22 protein-coding genes, 1 pseudogene and 1 riboswitch are annotated in these 22903 nt (G+C 45.6%); of the genes and pseudogenes, 15 read left to right on the top strand and 8 right to left on the bottom strand.

Annotated elements, in window-relative coordinates:
- Genes FC96_RS05475 through FC96_RS05455 form a run of 5 tightly spaced genes read left to right on the top strand, consistent with a single transcriptional unit; the run spans nt 1 to nt 4067 of the window.
- Nucleotides 1-924 (top strand): ABC transporter ATP-binding protein, encoded by a 924-nt coding sequence (locus FC96_RS05475; RefSeq protein ID WP_054660244.1) that lies wholly within the window; start codon nt 1-3, stop codon nt 922-924.
- Nucleotides 911-1681, top strand: coding sequence for an ABC transporter permease (locus FC96_RS05470; RefSeq protein WP_056942294.1), 771 nt, complete (start codon nt 911-913; stop codon nt 1679-1681). Before FC96_RS05475 ends, FC96_RS05470 begins: the two co-directional genes overlap by 14 nt.
- Before the next feature lie 7 nt (nt 1682-1688).
- Nucleotides 1689-2414 (top strand): ABC transporter ATP-binding protein, encoded by a 726-nt coding sequence (locus FC96_RS05465; RefSeq protein WP_056942293.1) that lies wholly within the window; start codon nt 1689-1691, stop codon nt 2412-2414.
- Nucleotides 2415-2455: 41 nt separating this feature from the next.
- Nucleotides 2456-3160, top strand: a complete 705-nt coding sequence (locus tag FC96_RS05460) for a hypothetical protein (RefSeq protein WP_156403163.1) — start codon at nt 2456-2458, stop codon at nt 3158-3160.
- A 25-nt stretch (nt 3161-3185) separates the two neighbouring features.
- Complete coding sequence (locus FC96_RS05455) at nt 3186-4067, top strand: CPBP family intramembrane glutamic endopeptidase (protein WP_056942291.1); 882 nt, start codon at nt 3186-3188, stop codon at nt 4065-4067.
- A gap of 60 nt (nt 4068-4127) precedes the next feature.
- Here the strand turns inward: FC96_RS05455 and FC96_RS05450 are convergent, their stop codons facing one another.
- Together FC96_RS05450 and FC96_RS05445 are read right to left on the bottom strand one after the other, a co-directional pair.
- A complete protein-coding gene (locus tag FC96_RS05450; RefSeq protein WP_056942290.1) occupies nt 4128-5411 on the bottom strand; it encodes a sensor histidine kinase in 1284 nt (427 codons plus the stop codon).
- The gene (locus FC96_RS05445; protein ID WP_056942289.1) at nt 5408-6115 is read right to left on the bottom strand and encodes a LytR/AlgR family response regulator transcription factor; all 708 of its coding nucleotides are present in this window, start codon (nt 6113-6115) and stop codon (nt 5408-5410) included. The genes FC96_RS05450 and FC96_RS05445 overlap by 4 nt, the downstream gene beginning before the upstream one ends.
- A gap of 568 nt (nt 6116-6683) precedes the next feature.
- On the opposite strand from FC96_RS05445, the gene FC96_RS05440 reads away from it, so the two are divergent.
- Nucleotides 6684-8483 (top strand): heavy metal translocating P-type ATPase, encoded by a 1800-nt coding sequence (locus FC96_RS05440; protein WP_056942288.1) that lies wholly within the window; start codon nt 6684-6686, stop codon nt 8481-8483.
- A gap of 75 nt (nt 8484-8558) precedes the next feature.
- Here FC96_RS05440 and FC96_RS05435 read toward each other — a convergent pair whose 3' ends face one another.
- A complete protein-coding gene (locus FC96_RS05435; RefSeq protein WP_054660234.1) occupies nt 8559-9233 on the bottom strand; it encodes a YoaK family protein in 675 nt (224 codons plus the stop codon).
- 42 nt (nt 9234-9275) lie between these two features.
- On the bottom strand, nt 9276-10142 hold the full coding sequence (locus tag FC96_RS05430) for an NmrA family NAD(P)-binding protein (protein WP_056942287.1): 867 nt from the start codon (nt 10140-10142) through the stop codon (nt 9276-9278).
- A gap of 157 nt (nt 10143-10299) precedes the next feature.
- Between FC96_RS05430 and FC96_RS05425 the strand changes: the two genes are divergently transcribed.
- From FC96_RS05425 to FC96_RS12705, 6 genes and pseudogenes are all read left to right on the top strand, one after another.
- Nucleotides 10300-11247, top strand: a complete 948-nt coding sequence (locus tag FC96_RS05425; RefSeq protein ID WP_056942286.1) for an ATP-binding cassette domain-containing protein — start codon at nt 10300-10302, stop codon at nt 11245-11247.
- Entirely contained in the window at nt 11240-12763 is a 1524-nt protein-coding gene (locus tag FC96_RS05420) for an ABC transporter permease/substrate-binding protein (protein ID WP_235804732.1), read from the top strand. Before FC96_RS05425 ends, FC96_RS05420 begins: the two co-directional genes overlap by 8 nt.
- Before the next feature lie 14 nt (nt 12764-12777).
- Nucleotides 12778-13734 (top strand): zinc-binding alcohol dehydrogenase family protein, encoded by a 957-nt coding sequence (locus FC96_RS05415; RefSeq protein WP_056942284.1) that lies wholly within the window; start codon nt 12778-12780, stop codon nt 13732-13734.
- A gap of 156 nt (nt 13735-13890) precedes the next feature.
- Nucleotides 13891-14817, top strand: a complete 927-nt coding sequence (locus tag FC96_RS05410; protein WP_056942283.1) for a nucleoside hydrolase — start codon at nt 13891-13893, stop codon at nt 14815-14817.
- 92 nt (nt 14818-14909) lie between these two features.
- Complete coding sequence (locus tag FC96_RS05405) at nt 14910-15176, top strand: type II toxin-antitoxin system Phd/YefM family antitoxin (RefSeq protein WP_054660228.1); 267 nt, start codon at nt 14910-14912, stop codon at nt 15174-15176.
- Nucleotides 15169-15436 (top strand): annotated as a pseudogene (locus FC96_RS12705) (Txe/YoeB family addiction module toxin). Before FC96_RS05405 ends, FC96_RS12705 begins: the two are co-directional and overlap by 8 nt.
- Before the next feature lie 330 nt (nt 15437-15766).
- Here FC96_RS12705 and FC96_RS05400 read toward each other — a convergent pair.
- The 3 genes from FC96_RS05400 to FC96_RS05390 form a co-directional block, all read right to left on the bottom strand.
- Nucleotides 15767-16105, bottom strand: coding sequence for a DUF1048 domain-containing protein (locus FC96_RS05400; protein WP_056942282.1), 339 nt, complete (start codon nt 16103-16105; stop codon nt 15767-15769).
- A gap of 1 nt (nt 16106) precedes the next feature.
- Complete coding sequence (locus FC96_RS05395) at nt 16107-16427, bottom strand: PadR family transcriptional regulator (protein ID WP_054660224.1); 321 nt, start codon at nt 16425-16427, stop codon at nt 16107-16109.
- 152 nt (nt 16428-16579) lie between these two features.
- Nucleotides 16580-17944, bottom strand: coding sequence for an amino acid permease (locus FC96_RS05390; protein ID WP_056942281.1), 1365 nt, complete (start codon nt 17942-17944; stop codon nt 16580-16582).
- 328 nt (nt 17945-18272) lie between these two features.
- Nucleotides 18273-18373: riboswitch (TPP riboswitch) on the top strand.
- Between the two features lie 72 nt (nt 18374-18445).
- Here FC96_RS05390 and cytX point away from each other — a divergent pair.
- The 3 genes from cytX to gdhA all read left to right on the top strand — a co-directional run bounded on the left by cytX (nt 18446) and on the right by gdhA (nt 21691).
- Complete coding sequence (cytX, locus tag FC96_RS05385; RefSeq protein WP_056942280.1) at nt 18446-19636, top strand: putative hydroxymethylpyrimidine transporter CytX; 1191 nt, start codon at nt 18446-18448, stop codon at nt 19634-19636.
- 15 nt (nt 19637-19651) lie between these two features.
- Complete coding sequence (gene thiW, locus FC96_RS05380) at nt 19652-20170, top strand: energy coupling factor transporter S component ThiW (RefSeq protein ID WP_054660222.1); 519 nt, start codon at nt 19652-19654, stop codon at nt 20168-20170.
- A gap of 174 nt (nt 20171-20344) precedes the next feature.
- The gene (gene gdhA, locus FC96_RS05375; protein WP_054660220.1) at nt 20345-21691 is read left to right on the top strand and encodes an NADP-specific glutamate dehydrogenase; all 1347 of its coding nucleotides are present in this window, start codon (nt 20345-20347) and stop codon (nt 21689-21691) included.
- Nucleotides 21692-21769: 78 nt separating this feature from the next.
- Here gdhA and FC96_RS05370 read toward each other — a convergent pair whose 3' ends face one another.
- The gene (locus tag FC96_RS05370; protein ID WP_056942279.1) at nt 21770-22891 is read right to left on the bottom strand and encodes an NAD(P)-dependent alcohol dehydrogenase; all 1122 of its coding nucleotides are present in this window, start codon (nt 22889-22891) and stop codon (nt 21770-21772) included.
- Nucleotides 22892-22903: the final 12 nt, after the last annotated feature.

Raw genomic sequence — 22903 nt, 5'->3', positions numbered from 1 at the left:
ATGTCAAATTTAAGTATTCATTCAATTACTAAAACATTTAATCATGGTCAAGTAACCGCTAATGACAATATATCAACACAGTTTTCACCGGGTGTTATCACCGCCTTGACGGGTCATAATGGTGCAGGTAAAACCACATTACTCAATCAAATTATGGGAATTACTAAACCTGATAAGGGATCGGTTACATTTGCTGGCCATTCGTTTATTCAAGAACCATCGGTTGCTAGAAGCATGATTTCTATGATGCCTCAGCTACATGCGCCCCTGACGGGCGTCACCCTCCGTCAATCGATTGAAGCGGTGTCTAGAATTCGGGGACATTTTGATGGTGATCGCAAATCAGAATTGGACAAAGTGTTAAATGCTTTAAAAATTATGGATTGGGCAAACACAACAGGTGAAAAACTATCTGGGGGGTTGCAACGTTTAACATCGTTTGCGATGACCGTTGTAGCACCAGCACCGATTCTCTTGTTTGACGAACCAACTAATGATGTTGATCCGGTCAGGCGTAAACTGATTTGGCAGTATCTCGGTCAACTTGCTGAATCTGGACATATTGTGATAGTCGTTACACATAATCTACTTGAGGTTGATCAATATGCGGATCGTTATCTGCTATTAGATCATGGCCATTTAATTAAGGATGAGTCGACCAATTTAGCGTCGTCCAACCGCTTGTCTGAAAATGTATTAACGCTTACAACTAAACGTCCCTTATCAGTTGACGATTTTCCTAAATCGATCAAGGTCAAGCAGGATAGTGCTTTGGAATATGAAATTATTTTAACCCACTCCCAAATAATACCAGCGATTAATTGGTTACAACAGCGTATTGATCTGTCTGAAATTGTAACGTATAACCTTGCACCCAACTCGCTTGATGTAATGTACGGAGGCTTAACTGATGGAGATAAATAGTGAGCAGATAGTTGATCATTCTTTGAAGACAAAAACACGTAAATTTGGTGGACTCGTCTGGTGGAGTTTGGTTAGGCATAAAGTGCTGTTACCGACATTTAGTGTTACCCAAGCTGTACTGGCGCTTGCTATTGTGTATGGATTAGCGTTATTACTGCCAAATATGACACATCAAGATTCGCTGTACCTATCATCTGGTGCTATTACAATCGGTATTATTGCAGTTGGTTGTGTTCTAGCTGCCCAAATTATCGGTACAGCCAAACAGGATGGCATTGTTGCGTATCAAAAGACACTACCAGTTGATAGAACCAGTATCATACTGGCAGATGTGATTATCTGGAGTTTAGCATCTTTGCCGGGTGTTATTATGTCATGCCTTGCTGCAGTAATTAGATTCAAAATCCACCTATATATTTCACCACTAAGCATTGTCATTATCTTGCTAGCACAGATAACGATGATTTTGATCGGGTTTACCTTGGCCTATTGGCTGTCAGCGAACGTTATGGCGCTCGCAACCCAAGTTATTATGATTGGTGGTTTGCTATTTTCACCAATCACTTATCCGGCCAGTCGTATTCCGGATTGGCTGGCATCAGTTTATAACTGGCTCCCATTTGTTCCAACAAGTGATTTAATACGAGCAACTTTATTTCATTCAGGCACGGTATCATTTTTTAATATAATCGTTCTGATATTGTGGGCACTGATCGCTTTCACTTTATCATTATCTGCGCTAACCAAAAGGGGGTAATTAAATTTTGACACAACTAAAGATTGATCATGTCACTAAGTCAATTGATGGCAGAAACATTTTACGGATCGATAATTTAATTTTTAAGAACAATGGAATTTACGGGCTAGTCGGCCCTAATGGTGCAGGTAAAACCACATTACTCAAGTGTGTTTGTGGCCTACTAGTTCCAAACGCTGGTGATATTCGGATTGATGATTTAATTCTAAACCAAGAAACACGTACAGACTTCCTCAAAAAAATCGGGTCCGTGTTTGCCCAATCTGATAGTATATTTGATTTATCTATTAAGGAACTACTTGAAGAACACTATTACTTTTTTGGACTGACTGCCCCCAAAAAATGGTCAACCATTTTAGAAAACGTGGGACTAGATGTATCTGAGAAACAAATGATCGGTAGTCTATCACTGGGTATGCGTCAACGTTTGCTGTTGGCGGTAGCTATCTCTCACACACCTGAAATTTTGATCCTTGATGAACCGTTTAACGGCTTGGATCCTGACGGAGTTGTTTTAACAAAAAATCTCATCGAACAACTCTCTCAAGATAAAATCGTTATTATCACTAGTCATTCGTTCGCTGATCTAAATGATGTGATTACGGATGCTATCGTGATGGCCAAGGGGCAAACAAGTACTCGAAAAACGATTGCAGAAATTAATGAAGAATTTTCAGACGGCTTAATGGGTTTTTATCATAGCTTTATTAATAGCGTCCAATCGTTAAATTAAAATGAACAAATCGAATTAGCGATTAGATCGAGGAGGTCTTGATGATGAAACACTTCAACTTTGAGTTTTCACGTATGAAAAAAATGCTATTGCCTCTAGGCTTGACAACCGGAATTTTACAACTGTTATTTTTATATTTCTTTGCGTTGGTGGGCCGCTTTGACGCCAGCGATGAAAATAATATGCTAACGAGCTACAGCTCTGTCCTCGGATTAGCAACAACTGGAACAATGTGTGTCTTAGCAATCTATGGAACTGTGATGGCTAGCCAATACTTAGTTCGTGATTATGTCGGCATGAATAAAAGTAAGACCTATTTACTGCCCATTAGCCGTAAAGAACTTTTTTACACTAAAACAAAAGCATTCTCAGCAGTAATAAGTTTATCGATGATTGTTGGACTCCTTATATCAAACCTGGTATTCATGATGATGAATGTCATTATACCCTTGATTAAAATCAGTCCACTTCCACACACCATTGATGTTGTGGTATCAACAATTGCTTGCATTTGTTTGACGTTGACAATCATCCTGTTTTCCAGTTTTATTGGTATTAAGCTCAATTCAACAGTACAAGGTATCATTGCTAGTATTGTCTTTGTGGTATTTCTATCAAACTTATCTGCAATCACATTAATGTCTTACGAATTTCTTTCATTGCTTGTTGCCATTGCAATGATCGTGCTAGTCACCATTGCAGGTATCAGTATGGGGCGTAGTATTGATAAGAACGAAGCACTTTAAGCAGTGCGATTGGTGGTGATCCAGCTTGCTAAGAAATAATATTATGGAAATTTCGGCTAATGAACGTAAAACTTGGTTTGGTTTCCAGATCATAATGGTTGTCGTGCTGCAAAGCCTTTCGCAATTAATATACGTAGGTTTGTACGCATTCTTCTCAGGAAGTGGTTTTGCCGTTAATCTTAATAGTAGACCTTTTTTAATAGGCGAATTATTTGGTACAATTTTGACAATTCTAATTTTTTTGGTTTATGCGGGCTTTATTGAAAAACGACGGTTACTATCCCTCGGGATTACCCATGAAGGCACTTTGCTTGAAGTTCTTAGGGGGTGGTTGCTGGGCGTAGTTTGTGTCTATTTAATTACAACAATAATTGGTCATTTAGCGCACGTCCAATTTATTTTTACTAGTAATATTGATATGAGTTTAGTACTGCTGTATTTATTTGGCTTTGCAATTCAAGGATTAAGTGAAGAAGTGATTTTTAGAGGCTACTTAATGAATGGCCTTGCCACAAAGCTAAAGCCTATGACCGCAATTGTTATAAGCGCATTGATTTTTGCACTAGTACATTCGATAAATGGCAACTTCTCGATTTGGAGTTTATTATCGTTGCTATTGTTGGGGATCTTTCTTGGCTTGTTATTCTATAAACGACAAAACCTCTGGATAGTTGCCGGTCTACACGGCGGTTGGAATTTTTCTCTTGGTGTTATTTTTGGAAGTAAAGTCAGTAATATTGGACTTGGAGTATCTTTTTTAAAGACAAATATCTACAGTGATCATCCAGTATTAAGCGGTGGCAGCTTTGGGTTGGAGGGAAGCTATATCACAACCATTGTGTTGCTGGCTGTGTGTGTTGCATATTATTTTCAATTCATAGATCATAAAACACATTCAATCGAGTGAAAAAGCAACCAGGAATTGGCGCCTATCCGAAAACATAGGTAGCTGATACTAGGTTGCTTTTTAGTTTATATTTAAAAGAATAATACTTACCAGATAAACATTTGTCTCCGTCCATTGTTTATACAGACCATTGTAATTAGAAACAATTCGTTTAATATTACTGGTACCAAGCCCGTCATATTTACGCCTACGGCGTGTAACAACTTCTCCAGGATTATAGTGATTTTTAATATCGATCAGTAGCTTATCTTCGAATTGTTTAATGACCAAAGAGATTTCAGCTTCATTTTGATTTGGTAACCTTTTAGAAGCCTCTAACGCGTTATCAATTAAGTTACCAATTAAAACTGCAAGGATATCTTTATCAACATTGATTTGCTCAGATAGAAGTACTTTAATCTCAAATTTAATATTAGCTTGATTAGCCAATTCGTGCTTATCGTTCAGCAAGTAATTTAGGATAATATCACGTGTATAGAATTTTTGCCGAACATTGAGCTGATCTGTTGTTGCTTGTAGATAGTTTTTTGCTTCGTCAATCTGATTGTGCTCCAGTAATCCCCGAAAAACAATGAATTTATTTTTTAAATCATGTCGAATAGCAGAAAGTTGTTCCTGCGACTTTTTTAACTCAGAAATATACTTTAACTCATATGAAAGTGACTTATTTTGCAGTGTAATTTGATTCAACTGCCGAAGGTGTTTCGTTAAGCTACTATACAAGTAAAGTATACAAAGATTCATATAGAGCACACCAAATGCTACCAGTAGTACAAAGTACGTAGAATGGATTGTGACGTTAATCTTAGCAAGTAAAAAACTAAATAAGACGATGATTGATACAACTGGAATAGAGGTTAGAGCAACCAACGATGGTAAGTTTAAAGATTCAAGAATAATGTGGTTTCGGAAAAATACGAGTTTAAGCGCCAGAAACATCAGTATTTCAATTGTCATCGTGATACTAGTAGTGATGATGACAAACAGCAAATTTTGTGCATCGTACTGTGAGGATAACACTGCATCAAAAATAGCTAGCGAAATTGACTCACTAATAAAGTTAATGGCTAACAAAATTACAACCCAGAAAAACATGTCTTTATTGGGCACATCATACTGACTAGCAATTGTTATCATGGCGATTAACGTTACAATGATATTGATAAATGGTTCAATGCTACTGGAAGCAAAAAATGCGGTAAGTGAAACAATACCTGTTAATCCAAGTAGTACTAAAATGCGTTTCAATGATAGCTGATTTGCAACTGACCAACTCGAAAAGAAGAAATTAAGCAAGAAGGCATAAACAAGAAAACTCAACAATCTGATTATAGTATCTGTCATAGTTTACTCCTCATTTTCATAATAATTGCATCTCTTGCTTGTGATTTGAATTTCCGACTAATGGGTATTTCAATTGATCCAGAGTCTTCCGTTAAAATGATATAATTCGTACCAACTTCTTTAATAAACTTGATATTAACGATATAGGAGGTATGAACTTGTACAAAATTGTCGTTTAATTTTTGCAATAGTTCGGGCGTCGACATAATCGCCTGAAAGTCGGTCTGTGCTGTGTGAATAATAACGATACGTTTTTGTTTTTCAAAACAAATAATATCTGTAAATTTTAAATTGTACGCAATTCGCTTATATGTGAAAGAAAAATGGTCATCGTCTAAATCCAAATATTTGATAACTTTTTTAATGACCGGAAACATTTTTTCTTCTGTCACGGGCTTTAGAATATAATCAAAAGTTTGAACTTGAAAAACGTCTTCCATGTATTCGCTGAAATTTGTTAGAAAAATAATTGGTACATTTAAATTATGCTTGCGGATCTCTTTTGCAACATTTATTCCTGATGAGGAAGGCAATTCAATGTCAAGAATAAAAAAATCATATTGAATATTCTGCAATGACGCAATTAACTTATCTGCAGTGAAGAAGACTGATATATCAAATAGTGTGGGGTTATAAGCTTCGAGAGTTTTCTCGACAGCACTAGTCATTTCTGGAATATCGTCACAAATCGCGACTTTAATCATCTTGACACCTCCTAAAGAAAGCGACTATTATCGTTATTTTACGAATAAAATCGTTCTTTATTTTCTGGCTTGTTTAGCCTTATCACAGGTAAAAGACAGCTACATTTTCTCATGCTTATACAAAGTTAATTTTACCATCAAATTTATAATACGATGAAATTTTGTCCATATTGACTACTGCGTGTTTTTTAAGAGGTGTCAGTAGCTTGATTCGCGTTTGATTTTCAATCAATATTTCGATCTTGAACAAGTAAATATCACTTTTTGAGTAAATAAAAATCGTACTTAATAATTTAGGCTACTTGGGGCGGATCTGTATTCAATTTTCCAAAATCACGTTGACTGAGTAGATTCATCTGGGCTATGAGATGGACGCTGGATACCATTATTTTTTCTGTATAATTGATAGTGCCATAAATGTTACTATATCAGAATTTATCCTTCAATGTTATACTTAGCCAAGTTTCACGTGAAACATCAGTCCCACAGATGACGCATTTAAATACCATTTGTGGGATTTTTTCGGTATCATTAAAGTGAAGTAATGAGCACGAAAGGTGGGACGACGATGTTAAAATTCAGTAACTATAAACGGTTATGGGGTGTTTTAACAGTGGGCGCTGTAGCCCTGATTTTGCAATTTCTATTTCGACAAAGCGGCGTCGCTCAAATCGTGGTCACGGCGCTTGGTTCGCTGATTGCTTGCCTCATGCTGGTGGACATGGTTAAAACGTTACGGTCAGGTAAGTTCGGCGTGGATTTACTGGCTATTACAGCGGTAGTGGCCACGCTGGCAATCGGTGAGTACTGGGCGGCCCTTATTGTTTTACTCATGTTAACTGGTGGTGATGCCTTGGAAGATTATGCCGCTCACAAGGCCAACACAGACCTCCAGGCGTTGTTGGAAAAGTCCCCCCAGATTGCCCACGTTGTGATTGAAGATCAGATCCATGATGTTGCGGTCGAATCAGTGGCCGTTGGGGATCGGTTACTGGTTAAACCCGGTGAGGTAGTGCCAGTCGATGGCACGGTCGTGGCCGGTCAAGCGATGGTTGATGAATCGTCGCTAACGGGTGAATCTCGGCTAGTCGAAATAACGGCGGGGAGCCCGCTAATGTCGGGGGCCGTCAATGGCGATAATACCGTGACGATGGTGGCTGACCAATTGGCTGAGGACAGTCAGTATCAAAACATTATTCGGTTGGTCAAGCAAGCCGAAGCCCAACCGGCGCACTTTGTCCGAATGGCCGACCGTTACGCCGTCCCTTTCACCTTGGTAGCTTACGTGATTGCTGGCATTGCTTGGGCCGTGTCAGGGACTCCTGAACGGTTTGCAGAAGTTTTAGTCGTGGCGTCACCGTGTCCCTTAATATTAGCAGCACCCATCGCATTAGTGGCTGGTATGAGTCGAGCTAGTCAGAGCGGGATCATTGTCAAAACGGGAACGACGTTGGAAAAACTGGCGAAGGTTAAAACAATGGCGTTTGATAAAACGGGGACGATTACGCAGGGGAATTTGACAGTTGCGGAAGTTTTACCGGTAGCTGGCGTGTCACAGGCGGCGCTAATTAAGTTGGCTGCCGCGTGTGAACAACATTCCAATCATGTACTGGCCCGCTCATTAGTTGAAGTGGCACCGGCGGACTTACCTGCGGCGACTAACGTTGCGGAAGTAACGGGTGGTGGGGTTAGCGCCACGGTAGCAGGAGAAGTGGTGAAGGTGGGAAAGGCTGATTTTGTCACGTCGGCACCCATCGAGCAGCAGTCGACTACGGCCGTGTACGTCTCCGCAGATAGCCGCTACTTGGGCTGCATCACTTTTTCAGATCAGTTGCGGCCAGAGGCAGCAACGACTGTGACTGGCTTGCATCAGCTTGGCGTTGATCACCTAATGATGATTTCAGGTGACCGGCGGCCGATTGCTGAGAAAATTGCCCAGTCTGTTGGTATTGATGACGTCTACGCAGAGTGCCTCCCCGCTGAAAAGATTGCGGTGCTCAAGCAGTTGCCACGGGAAAAGCGGCCTGTCGCAATGGTGGGCGATGGCGTCAATGATGCGCCCTCCTTGGTCACGGCGGATGTTGGTTTGGCTATGGGGGCCCACGGGGCGACCGCTGCGAGTGAGTCAGCGGATGCGGTTATTTTAAAGGATGATCTCAGTCGGGTCGTTGCCGCAGTTGAAATTTCAAGGGATACGATGAAGGTGGCCCGTCAATCCGTGTTGATTGGCGTCGGCATCTGTACGGGGTTGATGCTCATTGCGAGTACGGGTGTCATTCCAACCATTGTTGGTGCGTTACTACAAGAAGTGGTGGACACCGTGACCATTTTAGCGGCGCTGAGGGCACGGTCAAAGCGTTCAAGGTAAACCCAGTCGATCACAAAAGCCACTGATGCTTGTTGCGTCAGTGGCTCTATTTGGGTTGGTCTAAGTTATCACCAGTTAGTGCGACGATGGGATAATGCGATAAACGTGGCTACTCAGCCAAGTGATGAATAAAATTATGGCGGAAATCCAAATGGTTGTGTCACCCCAATACGTGACCATGACACCGTTGAAACCGGCTCCCAGTACAAAACTAATAATGATTGTTAACGTGGCGAGACCTTTAACGCTAGCCTGATGGTCGTGCTTAAAAGCGGCATCGTAAAGGCTCTCTGCCAGGGTCCGGATATTTCCCGTCATCATCAGGGAGGTAAAGGGACCGCCGTTTAGCCGCCGAAATTCCTGAAGTTGACCGGCGGCTGCCATCGACAGTAAACCAGTTGTGACAATGTCGGAGACGTGAGCAGATAGCCCTCCACTGAGGCCGATTAGTAAGATTTCGTAGAAGATCACGATTGTGGACCGACTGAGATTAGCGTCGCTTGGATAACGATGCTGTAAGAGTCGAACAATGAGGGTGCCAACCATAAACATCATGATTGAAATGAGGTATCGAGTGGCCGATTGCCCTTGTCCTAGGTGAGTTCCAAGAAGAATTAAGTTCCCCGTTTGAAGCCCCGCAAACACTTCACCGTGTTCAAGGTAGGTGTAGGCATCAAGCCCACCGGCTGCGGCGGCAAGTAGTGCGGCCGGTAAGAGGTAATCGTACTTAGATTGGGTATGAATTTGCATGGGTGTTGCCTCCGTTACTAAAATGGTATTTCCCGGGCAATATTAATTCTCCGGTTGATAGCTGCGTTTCAAAAAAGCCGCCATAGTTTCCGGAGCATGGCCGGTTAATTTTTGAAAGTCCTTTGACGTGGCCGCCATTAGGCCCATTTCGCCGGCTCGATACATACTGCTCAATTCGTCACCGTCACCTTCAGATCGATAGATATCAGCAAAGGCCTTTGTTGAAACTGGCTGATAACCGATGGGGTGGCCGGTGACATCGGTCATCAGGGCCCCTAAGGTTGGCATATCGAACGCTTCTTCTTGCGACAGTAGGTACGTTTCACCGTGGCCACGCAGTTCTGGCTTGACGGCGAGTTGCGCGATGGCTTCGGCACTATCGGTTTGTGTAATGAATGCTAGTTTTTGGTCGTCAACCGGGTAAATGAGGGCTTGGCGCTCGATTAATTCTGGGAGATAGGGAACAAGTGGGTCAGCGAACAGGCTGTTTTTAACCACGGCATAAGGAATCCCAAAACCGGCCAATCGGCGAGGCGCATACCCGTAAAACGGCGACATCGTGAACGGATTAGTCTCTTGATCCGCAAAAAAGCTCACGAAAATGATCTGGCTAACAGCCGCTTTTTTAGCGGCGGTCAAGACGCTTTCTAGTTCAGCAACGCGCTTTAAAACGTTATAGGTTTTGCTGGGAATGTAGACTAAAACATCGGTCCCGTTAAAGGCTAAGTCCATGGAAGCGTTATTGAAATAATCGAGTTGGACCGCTTGAACGCCCAGCTTTTGAAAGGCCGCCAGCTTTTCGGGATTGTGGACCCCAGCTCGGATGTTATCATCGATCGTCAATTTGAGCAGTGCTTTGATGACGCGATGGCCTAAATGGCCACTTGCGCCAGTGACTGTGATTGTCATGTTACTTCCACCTTTCTGTGTTCCTAGCTTGATGTGATGGTGTAAAAGTTACCTTAAATATACGCCAGGACTAAAATAATGACACGAATTTCATCTTTTTGGTTGCGCCCAATTGATCGTTTATTTAGTATGGAAAAAGAAGCTGAGGTGAACGACCGTGATTGAATTTGAAAACATTGGCAAAAAGTATGATGATCAAAATGCGTTGAAGAATCTAACGCTCACCATTAACGATGGTGAGTTATTTGTGTTAGTTGGGCCGTCAGGAAGTGGGAAAACAACCCTTCTTAAAACAATCAATCAGCTGGTCGTACCCACAAGTGGGACCGTTAAGGTTGATGGTGAAGACGTGGCCAAAACCGATTTACGACAGTTACGCCGACACATTGGCTACGTGCTGCAAACCGGGGCGTTGTTTCCCAACTTGACGGTGGCTCAAAATGCAGCTGTCCAGTTGGATGCCTTGGGCTGGGACAAAAAGGCCAAGGAAGACCGAATTTCAGCACTGATGGCCAAGGTTGGATTACCACCGAAGACGTTTTTACAGCGGATGCCAAGTGAGCTATCCGGGGGCGAAGCACAGCGGGTGGGCATCGTTCGGTCGCTGGCGGCTAAGCCAAAGCTCATATTAATGGACGAACCCTTTAGCGCTCTTGATCCCGTTTCCCGGCGGCAGCTACAACAGATTATGATTGAGCTGCATCGTGAAATTGACGCTACAATTGTTTTTGTGACCCACGACATGCATGAAGCGACGTTGCTGGCTGATCGGGTTGGTGTCGTTTACCACGGCGCTTTGCAACAGGTCGGGCCGCCCAATGAAGTGATGGCTAATCCGGCTAACGAAGTGGTGCGTCAGTTTTTTGATGCTGAGAGTTCTGGCGACCGGTTACTGAAACAGGTCCTAGTAGCGGGTCTTGGTCGTGAGAAACAACCGGGGGAAACCCCCTTAAAGGTTCGGAATAGTCAAACGGTATTCGAGTGGGCCGGTATGCTTGAACGACGTGCTGATCAGCTAATCGAAGTTGACGGTCGCGTTTTGACCATTCACGATTTGCTCAACTATGTTGCGCGGCTTGGAGAGGAGAGTGATCACGATCAATGAGTTAAGTACTTACTTGGCTAAGAATGGCAATGAAATTCTTCAAGCACTTTGGCAGCACGTGGAAATTTCGCTGATTGCGATGATTATTACCATTCTGATTGGCGTTCCACTCGCCATTGCACTCGTTAACCACCAGCGAATCGGTGAGGTGATTTTGCAGGTTGCCGGGGTGATTCAGACAATCCCCAGCCTAGCGGTTCTGGGAATCTTGATTCCGTTTGTCGGGATTGGGACGGTCCCCGCCGTCATTGCGTTAGTTCTGTATGCGATTATGCCAGTGTTTCAAAACACGTATGCGGGATTGACGAACATCGATCCCGTGTTAATGGAAGCGGCCGATGCACTGGGTGTTAGTCGGCGTTTTAAGCTGTTTCGAATCGAAATTCCCCTGGCCATGCCAATGATCTTATCCGGGATCCGGATTGCGACGGTTCTGGTTATTGGAACCGCGACCTTAGCGGCTCTGATTGGTGGCGGCGGGTTAGGGACCTATATTTTACTAGGGATTCAGACCAATAATAACGCCGCTCTCGTTGTTGGTGCGGTACTTTCAGCCGTCTTAGCCTTACTGGCCAGTTTATTGATTAAAGTTTTGGCAAACGTTTCCTTTAAAAAACTGGGAATCGGCGTGTTAGTCGTGGCCGTTTTAGGTGCAGGCGTTGGTCTTGGCCGGCAACTGTTGGCTAAGCCCCACGAAACAGTCACAATCGCGGGTAAAATGGGTGGGGAACCCGAAATTTTGATTAATATGTATAAGGATCTAATCGAGCAACAGGACCCAGCGATTACGGTTAATTTAAAACCCAACTTTGGCGGCACTAGTTTTTTGTTCAAGGCGGTGACTAGCAAACAAGTTGATATTTATCCCGAATTCACCGGGACGGTTTTGCAATCACTAGTCAAGACGAGTTCGGGGGTCAGCCACGACCCAGAAACGGCCTACCAAGATGCTAAGCACGACCTCCAGCAACAGTTCAAAATGACGTATCTCAAGCCAATGAAGTATCAAAATACGTATGCTTTAGCCGTTCGGTCAGCGACAGCGGCCAAATATCATTTAAAGACAGTCGCAGATTTAGCGCGGGTTGCCGGTCAATTAGACGGGGCGTTTGATCCAGATTTTTATCAGCAAGCAGACGGTTATCCTGGACTCAAGCAGGCCTATCATTTTAACTTACGGAGTGTTCGGACCATGGAACCGGCACTGCGCTATGAGGCCCTGGCGGATAAGCGCGTGGACGTGACAGACGCCTATACCACTGATCCACAAATTCGGCGGTACCACTTGGTGACACTAACGGATTCAAAGTCCTTTTTCCCACCATATCAAGGCGCACCATTAATGTTAGCCAACTTCGCGAAGCAGCGGCCCGAAGTTGTGACAGCGTTAAATAAACTGGCTGGTAAAATTTCAAACGCTGACATGCAGGAGATGAACTACCAAGTGACGGTTAAGCACCGAAAAGCGGCGACGGTTGCGCACGCTTATTTGAAAGCACACGGGTTAGTTAATTAGGAGGGTGAATTAAGATGAAAGCCATCGTTGTATCACAGCCGGGGAGCCCTGAAGTGTTGCAGTATCGAGAAGTCCCGACACCCAAGGTTAAGCCGGGTTGGAGCCTAGTTAAGGTGAAAGGATTCGGCATTAATCACTCTGAAATCTTTACGCGTGAAGGGAAATCCCCGTCAGTAAAATTTCCTCGAATTTTAGGGATTGAAGCGGTTGGTGAAGTTGCTGAGACGTCTGACCCAACGCGGTTTCAGGTTGGCCAGCCGGTGGCGGCAATTATGGGCGAAATGGGCCGAGCCTTTGATGGTGGCTATGCCGAGTATGCCCTTTTACCCAATCAGCACATTTTCCCCGTGGAAACGTCCCTATCATGGGAAGAATTAGCGGCCGTTCCGGAAACCTATTACACGGCTTATGGCATTGTTAAAGGTCTCCAGGTAAAACCCGACGATCGGATTTTAGTTCGCGCGGCAACGAGTGGAGTCGGATTAGCCAGTTTGAAGTTAATCAGGGCGCTCAATCGGCATAATGAAGTCGTCGGGACGACCCGTTCTCCAGAAAAACGGGCGCAACTGATTCAGGCTGGATTTGATGGGGCGCTGGTCGTGGCGGCCGAGATCCCGGTTGATGAAAAATTCGATAAAATTGTGGAATTAGTTGGCCCGCTGACGTTACGCGATTCAATGCAACACCTCAGCCCCTATGGCATTGTCAATATGACCGGAGAATTGGGCAACCAGTGGACGCTACCAGAGTTTGATCCCATAACGGATATGCCAAACGATACGTATGTGACCGGGTTTAGTTCGGGTGACGTCACATCGGGAAAGTTTCAAGAAATGCTGGATTTTGTGACGGCTCACCACATTGATGTTGCGCCTGAGAAGGTCTTTTCGCTTGAAGAAACCAGACTTGCTCACGAGTATTTGGCCAGTCGACAGTCCTTTGGAAAAGTTGTCGTTATGACAGGTTTATAGTGGTTCTAGCACTCATTGCAAGTTGAATGAGTGCTTTTTTAGATTAAATTCGGGTTTTACTTATCAATGTCTTTTTAAGATTAATAATTCAATTTTAATTTTATAAATATCCGAACTTTTGGTACAATACAACCATTAAATGGTCGGAGGTTCTCTATGAAAAAAATCTATCTTAATCACGATGGCAACGTTGATGATTTGGTCTCTTTACTGTTATTGCTACGGATGCCGGATGTCAAACTGATTGGTGTCGGAGCGGTCGGGGCTGACTCTTACGTTGAGCCGGCTGTGTCGGCGTCACGAAAGATCATCGACTTGTTTGGAGCGGATCAGGGGTTGGAAGTCGCCCAGTCTGATTCACGGCCGGTTCATCAATTTCCTAAGGAGTGGCGGTTAAGCGCGTTCTCGTTTGATGATTTTCCAATTTTAAACGAGCATGGCGATCCCAAGACGCCACAAGCCCCGCTAGCAGCTCACGATGATTTGCGTGAAAAGGTATTAGCGGCTGATGAACCTGTGACACTGGTCATGACGGGACCTTTGACCGACCTAGCACGCGCATTAGATGATGACCCAACAATTGTGACTAAAATTGATCGCCTATACTGGATGGGTGGTACCATGAACGACCAAGGAAACGTGGCAGAACCAGAACAAGATGGCACCATGGAATGGAATGCTTATTGGGATCCAGAAGCCGTTAAGACGGTCTGGGATTCTTCCCTCGATATTGTAATGGTCGGCCTTGAAAGCACGGATCAGGTGCCGCTCACCCGTGAGTTACGCCAACACTGGGCGAGTCTTCGGCGCTTTCCAGCCTTTGACCTCATTGGTCAAGGTTATTCGTTGGTTCATTCATTTGAAGCCAACTCCATCTATTATTTGTGGGACGTTTTAACCACGATGGTGAGCCGTTATCCAGAGCTCGTGACGACTAAGCAGGTCACGGGTGACGTTTTGACCGAGGGACCGGGCGCTGGTCGGACCTTCTTAACGCCGACTGGCCGACCGATTACGCTGGTGACTGGTGTCCACGGCGACGCCTTTTTCAAGCAAATTGACGACCTCGTCATGAATCAGTAAGAAGCTAAAAACATTGCGATTACGGCATTGTTCCGTAAATAATAAAAGTTAAGATGACACCAATAGATATTGCACTTTGGAGGTGGTTATCGGTGAATGCAATCTCAGACAGTGAATTTCGTCAAAAGCTACGTAGTTATATGCGGCAAGTCAATGACGATTCAGAGAGCTTAATTGTAACGACTAAGGATGCCGATGACACAGTAGTGGTGATGGGTAAGAAAGATTATGATGCGATGCAAGAGACACTCTATATTTTGAGTAACCAGGCATTAGTGGCACAGATTCGTGAAGGACAAGCGGAATTCACGAATGGTAAAGCGCAAGTCCACGATTTAAAGGATTTACCAGATGATTAAGGCGTGGACGACTAAAGCGTGGGACGATTATTTGTAGGTATAACCTAGGAGATAAGCGCAATGTTCGCCAGATTCATAAGCTGTTAAAAGATATAGAACGAGGTGACCCATATACTGGTATCGGAAAGCCTGAACCGTTGAAACACGACCTATCGGGTTTGTGGTCACGACGTATTACGCAAGAACACCGTTTGATATATGATATTGACGGTGTGACTGATACTATCCGGATATATGCGTGTCGCTATCATTACAGTTAGTGAACTCAATGAAAGGGCTGTGCATGAGTTTACTGCGATTAGTAGCAAAACTCGGATTCCGGCCGCATCACACAAAAACATCCGATTTTGACGAGCCTGCCAGAATCGGATGTGTTTGTGTTGACACTGAAATTTTCCAAGTTCCTCGATGATGAGCTGCGGTCTAACCACCTTGTGGCGCACTCTAGCTGCGCTGTTCCACACTCTAAACGTGTTCCACAAGGCAGACCGCTACTGCGTAAGCCAAAAGCCCCAAGAATCCAAGCCCGGGATTCTTTGGTCTTCTGTCTTACGCTCCGCAGTCTAACCGCCTTATTCCACACTCTCTTCCTATAACCTTTCAGCCTCGGCCACCTGCTCCCGTAACTGGTTACGGTATTTGATCAACCATAGGTCGTCGGGATACTGTGCCATAATTGATTCGGCGAAGACGACGGGGTCGTCTCCCACCGCTTGATTGACCGGGACCTTTTCAGCGGCACTTTCCTGAAACATGTGCAAAATATCTTCGAGCGGATCAAGCATTGCCCCGTTTTTAGCGAAGTTCCAGATGTAGCGTTGGAGAGCGTCCAACGTTTTCGCGTAGGCCGGTGGGAGGGCGGCCATATCTTGCTTAAACGCGTTATAGCGCTTCTTGTCACCTATCATTGTGATTAAAAAATTAGTCATGTTATTTCTCCTTCAGTTTTGTCATGGTGGTGGCTAAAAACTGCCACTTTTCCCAGAAATCGGTGAGGTATTGCTGGCCAGCGGTGCTTAACGTGTAAAATTTTCGTGGGGGGCCCACCTCTGACTTCCGCCGGGTGACGTTAAGCAGTCCCTTTTTCTCTAGCCGGAGCAAGACCGTGTAAACGGTGCCTTCGACGATGTCTTCAAACCCTAAAGTGACGAGGTAATTTGTAATTTCATAGCCGTACGTTTCATTTTGACTGATTCGTTGTAAAACAATGCCTTCAAGGGCGCCTTTTAGTAACTCGGTTAAGCCTGTCAATTAGTACCGCCACCTTTCATCCTGGTTATATGTAATACTATGTACCGGTATATAGTAACAACAGGTAGATGAGTTGTCAACAAAAAACGGAACCGATCTTAACGGACTGGATGCGGCCCGTTAAAATCAGTCCCGTATGAGTGAACGTCGAACTAGCGAGGGGACCGGCTTGGTCGGTACGCTAATTGGTAGATGCCCATCAGAACGATAAAAAATAAAAGTGAAATCGACATTGAGAGTCGAGTCCCCGAGTTAATGAGTAGGAACCCGAGAATGGCGATAAAGAAGGCCAAGCTCAGGTAGTCGGTCAAGGGGTAACCAGGCATTTTAAACGTGTCACTGCCGGCCGGAGACTGGTGGCGGTACTTAACGTGGCACCAGATCATGACCACCCATACGATGACGAAGTTGATGGTAGAGACGCCTGAGACGAGGTTGAAGACCCCTGCTGGCATCAAGTAGTTAAGAACGACGATGAGCAGCAAAACAGCAGCACTAAAGTTCAGTGAGGTTTTGGGAACGCCAGCGTCGCTTAGTGTTTTGAATCGAGCGGGGGCGTTACCACCGGCCGCCAGAGCGCGAAGGGTCCGTGATGTGCTGAAGAGGCAGCTATTTGTTGCGGATAGGGCGGCCGTTAAGACGACAAAGTTGAGAATCCCCGCGGCCCCCACAATGCCGATACCAGCGAAAACTTGCACGAACGGACTAGCCGTAGTGGTGATTTGGTTCCACGGGTATACGCTCATGATCGCGATCATCGCGCCGACGTAAAACAACCCGATCCGGATGGGCAAGCTGTTGATGGCCTTAGGTAGATTCGTTTTAGGATCATCCGTTTCCCCTGCGGTGATGCCGACCATTTCAATACCAACAAAGGCGAAGACAACCATTTGAAATGACATGAGAAAGCCGTACGCGCCCGTGGCGAAGAAGCCGCCGTAGTTGAACAGGTTTGCGAAGCTAGCCGTGTGCCCGCCGTCCACTTGGGCGTGAAATAGGGCTAAGCCAAAGCCAACCACCACCAGCAAAATGATGGCGGCAACTTTAATAATCGAAAACCAGGTTTCAAGCTCGCCAAACAGTTTGACGTCAAGCTTATTTGAAGCGTACAGAAAAACTAAGATAACGAGCGGTGCAACCCACTGTGGCAGACTGGGGAACCAGTATTTAACGTAGATTCCAGTCGCCGTCAGGTCGGCCATGGCTAGACTAATCCAACAAAACCAGTACATCCAGCCGGTTACAAATTCCATGCGGTCACCGAGGTATTCTTTGACGAAGTCTAAAAAGGAGTGCTTGCTGGTGTCGGAAAGTAGGAGTTCACCAATGGCGCGCATCATGAAAAAGCAGAAGAGACCAACGATGATGTAAGCTAAGATAATGGCTGGGCCAGAGGTGTGAATCGCACTACCGGATCCCAGAAATAGTCCGGTTCCGATGGCGCCACCGATTGCAATCATTTGAATATGACGACTCTGTAATGCCCGCGAGAGTTCTTTTTGTTGTGGTTTTTGCATAATATCCTCCTTCAATCAAAAAAAGACGCCCCCAGTACCCGTCGGTACTAGGGGCGTCTTAACGCTGTTCCACCCAAGTTTCACGGTCTTCAGACCGCCTTTAAGTCGCTTGATATTGGTCGCGAACCAGTTTCGAAACTGCCATATCGCTGCTAACTCTCAGCCAACCGTTAGCTCTCTGTGTAATGGTTCCAGTATAACGAGTTTTTTCTGAAAGACAAGGGGGAATTTACAAATTAGTTGGGATGGGCTCACTAAAACCGCTTGGAACCAGTACAGCCCGACTTGCTTTTCGCCGGTATTGTCAGTAAGATGAACGTAACAATTAAATCGACACTAGGGGTGCCTTTTTGGCTGAGATGGGCGTTGGTCCGATCCCTTTGAACCTGTTAAGTTAAGACTTGCGAAGGAAAGTGGCTATTAAGATCGAGGGATCTTTCATTTGCGGTGGCAAACTCAGGTGAAGGGTCCTTTTTTTGTGCTTGATGATGGAGGCGTGACATGGAACGAACAAAGATGAGTAGTGCCTTTTTACTCTGGTTAGGAGCGGCAATTTCGATTGCTGAGATAGTAACGGGGACGCTAATGGCGCCGTTGGGACTGCAACGTGGCGTAACAGCAATTATTTTGGGCCATTTAATTGGCTGCGGTTTATTTTTATTTCCGGCTGCGTATTTGTCGGCAACTCATAACCAGACGGCCATTGCGGTCACTCACACGACATTTGGTCGCTGGGGGGTTAGCTTATTTTCAATTTTAAATGCGGTTCAACTGCTGGGATGGACGGCGGTGATGATTGTCAATGCTCAGTTGGCCATGAATGAAATAACAAAGCGGCTTTTTCATTTTCAGTCGGCCCTGGTCATGGCAGCTATCGTTGCAGCCCTCATTGTGCTTTGGTTACTGTTGGATCATCAATGGCTATTTGCGATTAATAACGTGGTCGTTATCTTACTAGCGGTTGGAATGGTGCTGGTGGTCTGGGCGGTTGAGACGGGCCATTCCGGGGGTGTGACGGCCGGTTCTGGGACGATGAGTTTCGGTTCGGCAGTGGAGTTAAACGTCACTATGGCGCTGTCCTGGCTCCCGTTGATTGGCGATTATACGCGCAATACAACCGCACCGTTTAAAGCGAGTCTGGTCAGTGTTAGTGGCTACTTCCTAGGGAGTGTGGCGATGTTTTTGATTGGGCTGTTGACCGTTTTAAAGACCGGGCTAAGTGATTTTACCGCAGCAGTCGCCCAGACGAATCTAGGGCTGATCGCATTATTAATCATCGTTTTTTCGACGGTGACCACGACGTTTATGGACGCGTATTCGGCGGCTACTAACATTGATAACCTGTTGAAGAGCGGGCGGACGAACCTGTTAGGCGTTCTGGTGACAATTTTAGGACTGATTGTTGCTTTGACGGTATCAATGGCCTATTATCAGAACTTTCTGTATGCGATTGGTGCCGTGTTTACGCCGCTTTTTGCCATTCTGTTCGTCAGCATTTTTGGATTACGTCAGCGATTGGCTCTGGGCTGGAATTTTGCTTGGTGGCTCATCGGGGTACTGGCCTACTCGTGGCTTCAACGACTCGATTTTGTTTTGGGCACAACGGTCTTACTATTGGCGGGCTTGAGTCTTGGCGTTTATCTGACGTCACTTTTTGTAAGGAAGTATCCACTGCTTGAAACGGACAACTAACCTGGAGGGATTGCGATGCAACGTAAAACGTACTATATTGCTTTAACGTCGGTAATGGTGGCACTCGGTGTATTTGGTGGGAGCCTGTTTGAATTTCCGGTTGGGGTGGCCCGCGTGGCGCCCATGCAGCACTTGATCAACGTGGTCTCCGGGGTGTTACTTGGGCCTTGGTGGGCAGTTACCCAAGCGTTTTTAACGTCATTGATTCGCAATATGATGGGAACTGGCACCATTTTAGCCTTTCCCGGATCAATGATTGGGGCGTTCTTTAGTGGGTTTTTATTCCGGAAAACGAAGCGATTATTAGGGGCTGTGGTTGGTGAATTAATTGGGACCGGCGTATTAGGTGCCATTGCGGCCTACCCGATTGCCGCCTTGTTCCTAGGGACAAAGGGTGCTTTGTGGTTGTTTGTGCCTAGTTTCTTTCTCAGCGCGGCCGTGGGCGTGGCCATCGCCTGGGTCGTTTTAGGAAGTTTATGGACAGCTGTTATTTTGCCGCAGATGCAACGGCTGGGTGTGATTAAGAAACCCTAGTCAAAAGGATAGAAGACGTAGGCCGCTGGATGAGCGGCCTTTTTTAGGCTAAATTGTTTCACGTGAAACAATTCAAAATCAGAATTAGTAAGTGGATTATGAGAACATTCTAATTTATGATATAATCTCTCTTAACGTGTTACTCAAACCAGCATTTGAGAGGATGATCAGTTCATGTCAGAAGCAACAACCTATATCGCAAAAGTCCGTGACGAAATTGTATCGCGGGATCCCAACCAGCCGGAATTTTTAGAGGCCATTGATAACTTCTTCAACTCCATCACCCCCGTGTTGGAAAAGCATCCTGAGTATATCAAGGCGAACCTGCTGGGCCGTCTGACGGAGCCAGAGCGAGCCTTCCAATTCCGAGTTCCATGGGTGGATGACGCGGGCAATGTTCAGGTGAACCGGGGTTTCCGAGTTCAATTTAACGGTGCTATTGGACCGTATAAGGGTGGCTTGCGGTTCCATCCAAGTGTGAATTTATCAATCGTAAAATTCTTAGGCTTTGAACAAATTTTTAAAAATAGTCTGACGGGGCTGCCAATTGGTGGGGCCAAAGGTGGGAGTGATTTTGACCCCAAAGGGAAGTCTGATAACGAAGTCATGCGATTTACCCAAAGTTTCATGACCGAATTACAAAAGCACATTGGTCCCGACCTTGACGTTCCAGCCGGTGACATTGGCGTTGGTGCCCGTGAAATCGGCTTTATGTACGGTCAATATCGTCGCTTGAACGGGTATCAAGCCGGCGTCTTAACCGGTAAGAGTTTGCAATTTGGCGGTAGCTTGGCTCGCACGGAAGCCACTGGTTTTGGCTTGTTATACTACACTGCAGCCATGTTAAAGGATCAGGGCGAAACGCTTGAAGGTAAAACTATTAAATTGTCAGGCGCTGGGAACGTGGCTATTTATGCGGCTCAAAAGGCAGCTGAGCTTGGTGCAACGGTCTTAACGGCGTCGGATTCAAACGGTTACGTTTACGATCCGAACGGGATTGATTATAAGATTGTGAAGCAGATCAAGGAAGTTGAGCGTGGGCGGATTAAGGACTATGCCGACCGGGTGGCAACAGCGACCTACTACGAAGGTTCTGTTTGGGACTTCGATGTGGATTACGATATCGCGCTACCGTGTGCCACTCAAAACGAAATTGACGGTGGGCGAGCAGCCCGCGCGATTCAAAATGGCGCTAAAATTGTGAACGCTGGGGCCAACATGCCATGTACCCCAGAAGCAGTGAAGGCCTTTAAGCAAGCGGCCGTTATCGTTGGGCCAGCCAAGGCGGCCAATGCAGGTGGGGTTGCCGTTTCGGCCCTTGAAATGAGCCAAAACAGCGAGCGGTTATCATGGACGTTTGAAGAGGTTGACCAACTCTTGAAGCGCATAATGGAAGACATCTTCAAAGAATCGGCTGAAGCCGCTAAGACGTATGGCCTGGGCAATGATTACCTAGCTGGGGCCAACATTGCCGGATTTAAGAAGGTTGCGGAAGCAATGATGGCGCAGGGCGTTATCTAAAATTAAGATTAAAAAAAGACTGTCATGTGTGAGGTTGACTGGAGGACACCCACATGGCAGTCTTTTTGGACTATATTTTTATTTTCCCGGAACATACGCCGGATCAATAATTAACACGGGTTTAATCGTTTTGCCAGACCGCGAATCGGCATTGGCTTCGTTAATTTCACTGAATTTATAAAATTTTTCAGTCTTATCAAAATCGAACATTCCCATTTTATAAAAATCAATTAGCCGAGGAATATCCACTTGAGGAATTGAGTCCCCCATGTTGACGCCGATGAGTTTCTTATCGTCGACACAGAGGTCGTTCCAAGTATCAACGTCAATGTGGTTCGGGGTGACGGCAATGGCGGCACTCGTGCCACCTTGGGCGAGGACCTTAATAGAATCTTCCATCACGGAGGTCACCCCGGTTGTATCAACAGCAAAGTCAACGCCGTAGCCGCCGGTGAGGTCTTTGACGGCTTGAACAACGTTGCCATTTTGGCTATTAATGACGTCGGTGGCCCCCAGTTCCTTGGCCAGGTCCAGTCGGGCGTCAACAATGTCAATCCCAATAACCTTAGTACACCCTGAGATTCGACCCGCCATCATGGCGGCCAGACCGACGGCACCAGTGCCAAAGACCGCAATCGTTTGACCGGGACGAGGTTTTAGGGTGTTCAACACGGTTCCAGAGCCGGTGACATACCCACAGCCAAGGGGTCCAAGCATCCGTAAGTCGAGAGCTTTGTCGACCTTCACAGCGTTGCGTTCGCGGACCACGGTCGTGGTTGTAAATGAACTTTGGTCGAACATGTCCGCGACCGGGTGACCGTTTTCGGTGAAGTGAGCGGACCCGTCTGGCCGGGTGCCGGAAAGGTTATTCTTTGCGTAATTTTCGCACTGAGTTGGGATCCCCCTTAGACAGCTTTTACAGTTCCCACAAGCGTAAAAGCTGAGCACAACGTGGTCACCGGGCTTAAATTGAGTGACTTCAGGTCCAACCTTTTCAACAATGCCAGCACCCTCGTGTCCTAAAACAATGGGGTAGTCAATGACGGCATCGCCAATTCTGAGGGCTTCATCCGAGTGGCAGATGCCACTAGCGACCATGTGGACTTGCAGATCGTCCGGCCCTAAATCAGCAAGGTCAACGTCGTCACGAATGGCAAAGTCGGCATTTTTTTGATCAACAACAGCTGCTGTAATTTTCATGATTGTCACCTC

The sequence above is a fragment of the Secundilactobacillus kimchicus JCM 15530 genome (genome assembly GCF_001433995.1).
In the GTDB taxonomy this organism is placed as follows: domain Bacteria; phylum Bacillota; class Bacilli; order Lactobacillales; family Lactobacillaceae; genus Secundilactobacillus; species Secundilactobacillus kimchicus.
The sequence above is the reverse complement of the archived record's forward strand: the minus strand, read 5'-3'. Positions and strand labels throughout refer to the sequence as shown.

Bases quoted from the DNA above. Each gene is read 5' to 3' on its own strand.
- gdhA (WP_054660220.1), top strand. From the start codon at position 20,345: ATGTCAGAAGCAACAACCTATATCGCAAAAGTCCGTGACGAAATTGTA.
- FC96_RS05440 (WP_056942288.1), top strand. From the start codon at position 6,684: ATGTTAAAATTCAGTAACTATAAACGGTTATGGGGTGTTTTAACAGTG.
- FC96_RS05410 (WP_056942283.1), top strand. From the start codon at position 13,891: ATGAAAAAAATCTATCTTAATCACGATGGCAACGTTGATGATTTGGTC.
- FC96_RS05415 (WP_056942284.1), top strand. From the start codon at position 12,778: ATGAAAGCCATCGTTGTATCACAGCCGGGGAGCCCTGAAGTGTTGCAG.
- FC96_RS05445 (WP_056942289.1), bottom strand. From the start codon at position 6,115: ATGATTAAAGTCGCGATTTGTGACGATATTCCAGAAATGACTAGTGCT.
- FC96_RS05450 (WP_056942290.1), bottom strand. From the start codon at position 5,411: ATGACAGATACTATAATCAGATTGTTGAGTTTTCTTGTTTATGCCTTC.
- FC96_RS05475 (WP_054660244.1), top strand. From the start codon at position 1: ATGTCAAATTTAAGTATTCATTCAATTACTAAAACATTTAATCATGGT.
- FC96_RS05390 (WP_056942281.1), bottom strand. From the start codon at position 17,944: ATGCAAAAACCACAACAAAAAGAACTCTCGCGGGCATTACAGAGTCGT.
- FC96_RS05435 (WP_054660234.1), bottom strand. From the start codon at position 9,233: ATGCAAATTCATACCCAATCTAAGTACGATTACCTCTTACCGGCCGCA.
- FC96_RS05430 (WP_056942287.1), bottom strand. From the start codon at position 10,142: ATGACAATCACAGTCACTGGCGCAAGTGGCCATTTAGGCCATCGCGTC.
- FC96_RS05400 (WP_056942282.1), bottom strand. From the start codon at position 16,105: ATGACTAATTTTTTAATCACAATGATAGGTGACAAGAAGCGCTATAAC.
- thiW (WP_054660222.1), top strand. From the start codon at position 19,652: ATGCAACGTAAAACGTACTATATTGCTTTAACGTCGGTAATGGTGGCA.
- FC96_RS05460 (WP_156403163.1), top strand. From the start codon at position 2,456: ATGATGAAACACTTCAACTTTGAGTTTTCACGTATGAAAAAAATGCTA.
- cytX (WP_056942280.1), top strand. From the start codon at position 18,446: ATGGAACGAACAAAGATGAGTAGTGCCTTTTTACTCTGGTTAGGAGCG.
- FC96_RS05370 (WP_056942279.1), bottom strand. From the start codon at position 22,891: ATGAAAATTACAGCAGCTGTTGTTGATCAAAAAAATGCCGACTTTGCC.
- FC96_RS05470 (WP_056942294.1), top strand. From the start codon at position 911: ATGGAGATAAATAGTGAGCAGATAGTTGATCATTCTTTGAAGACAAAA.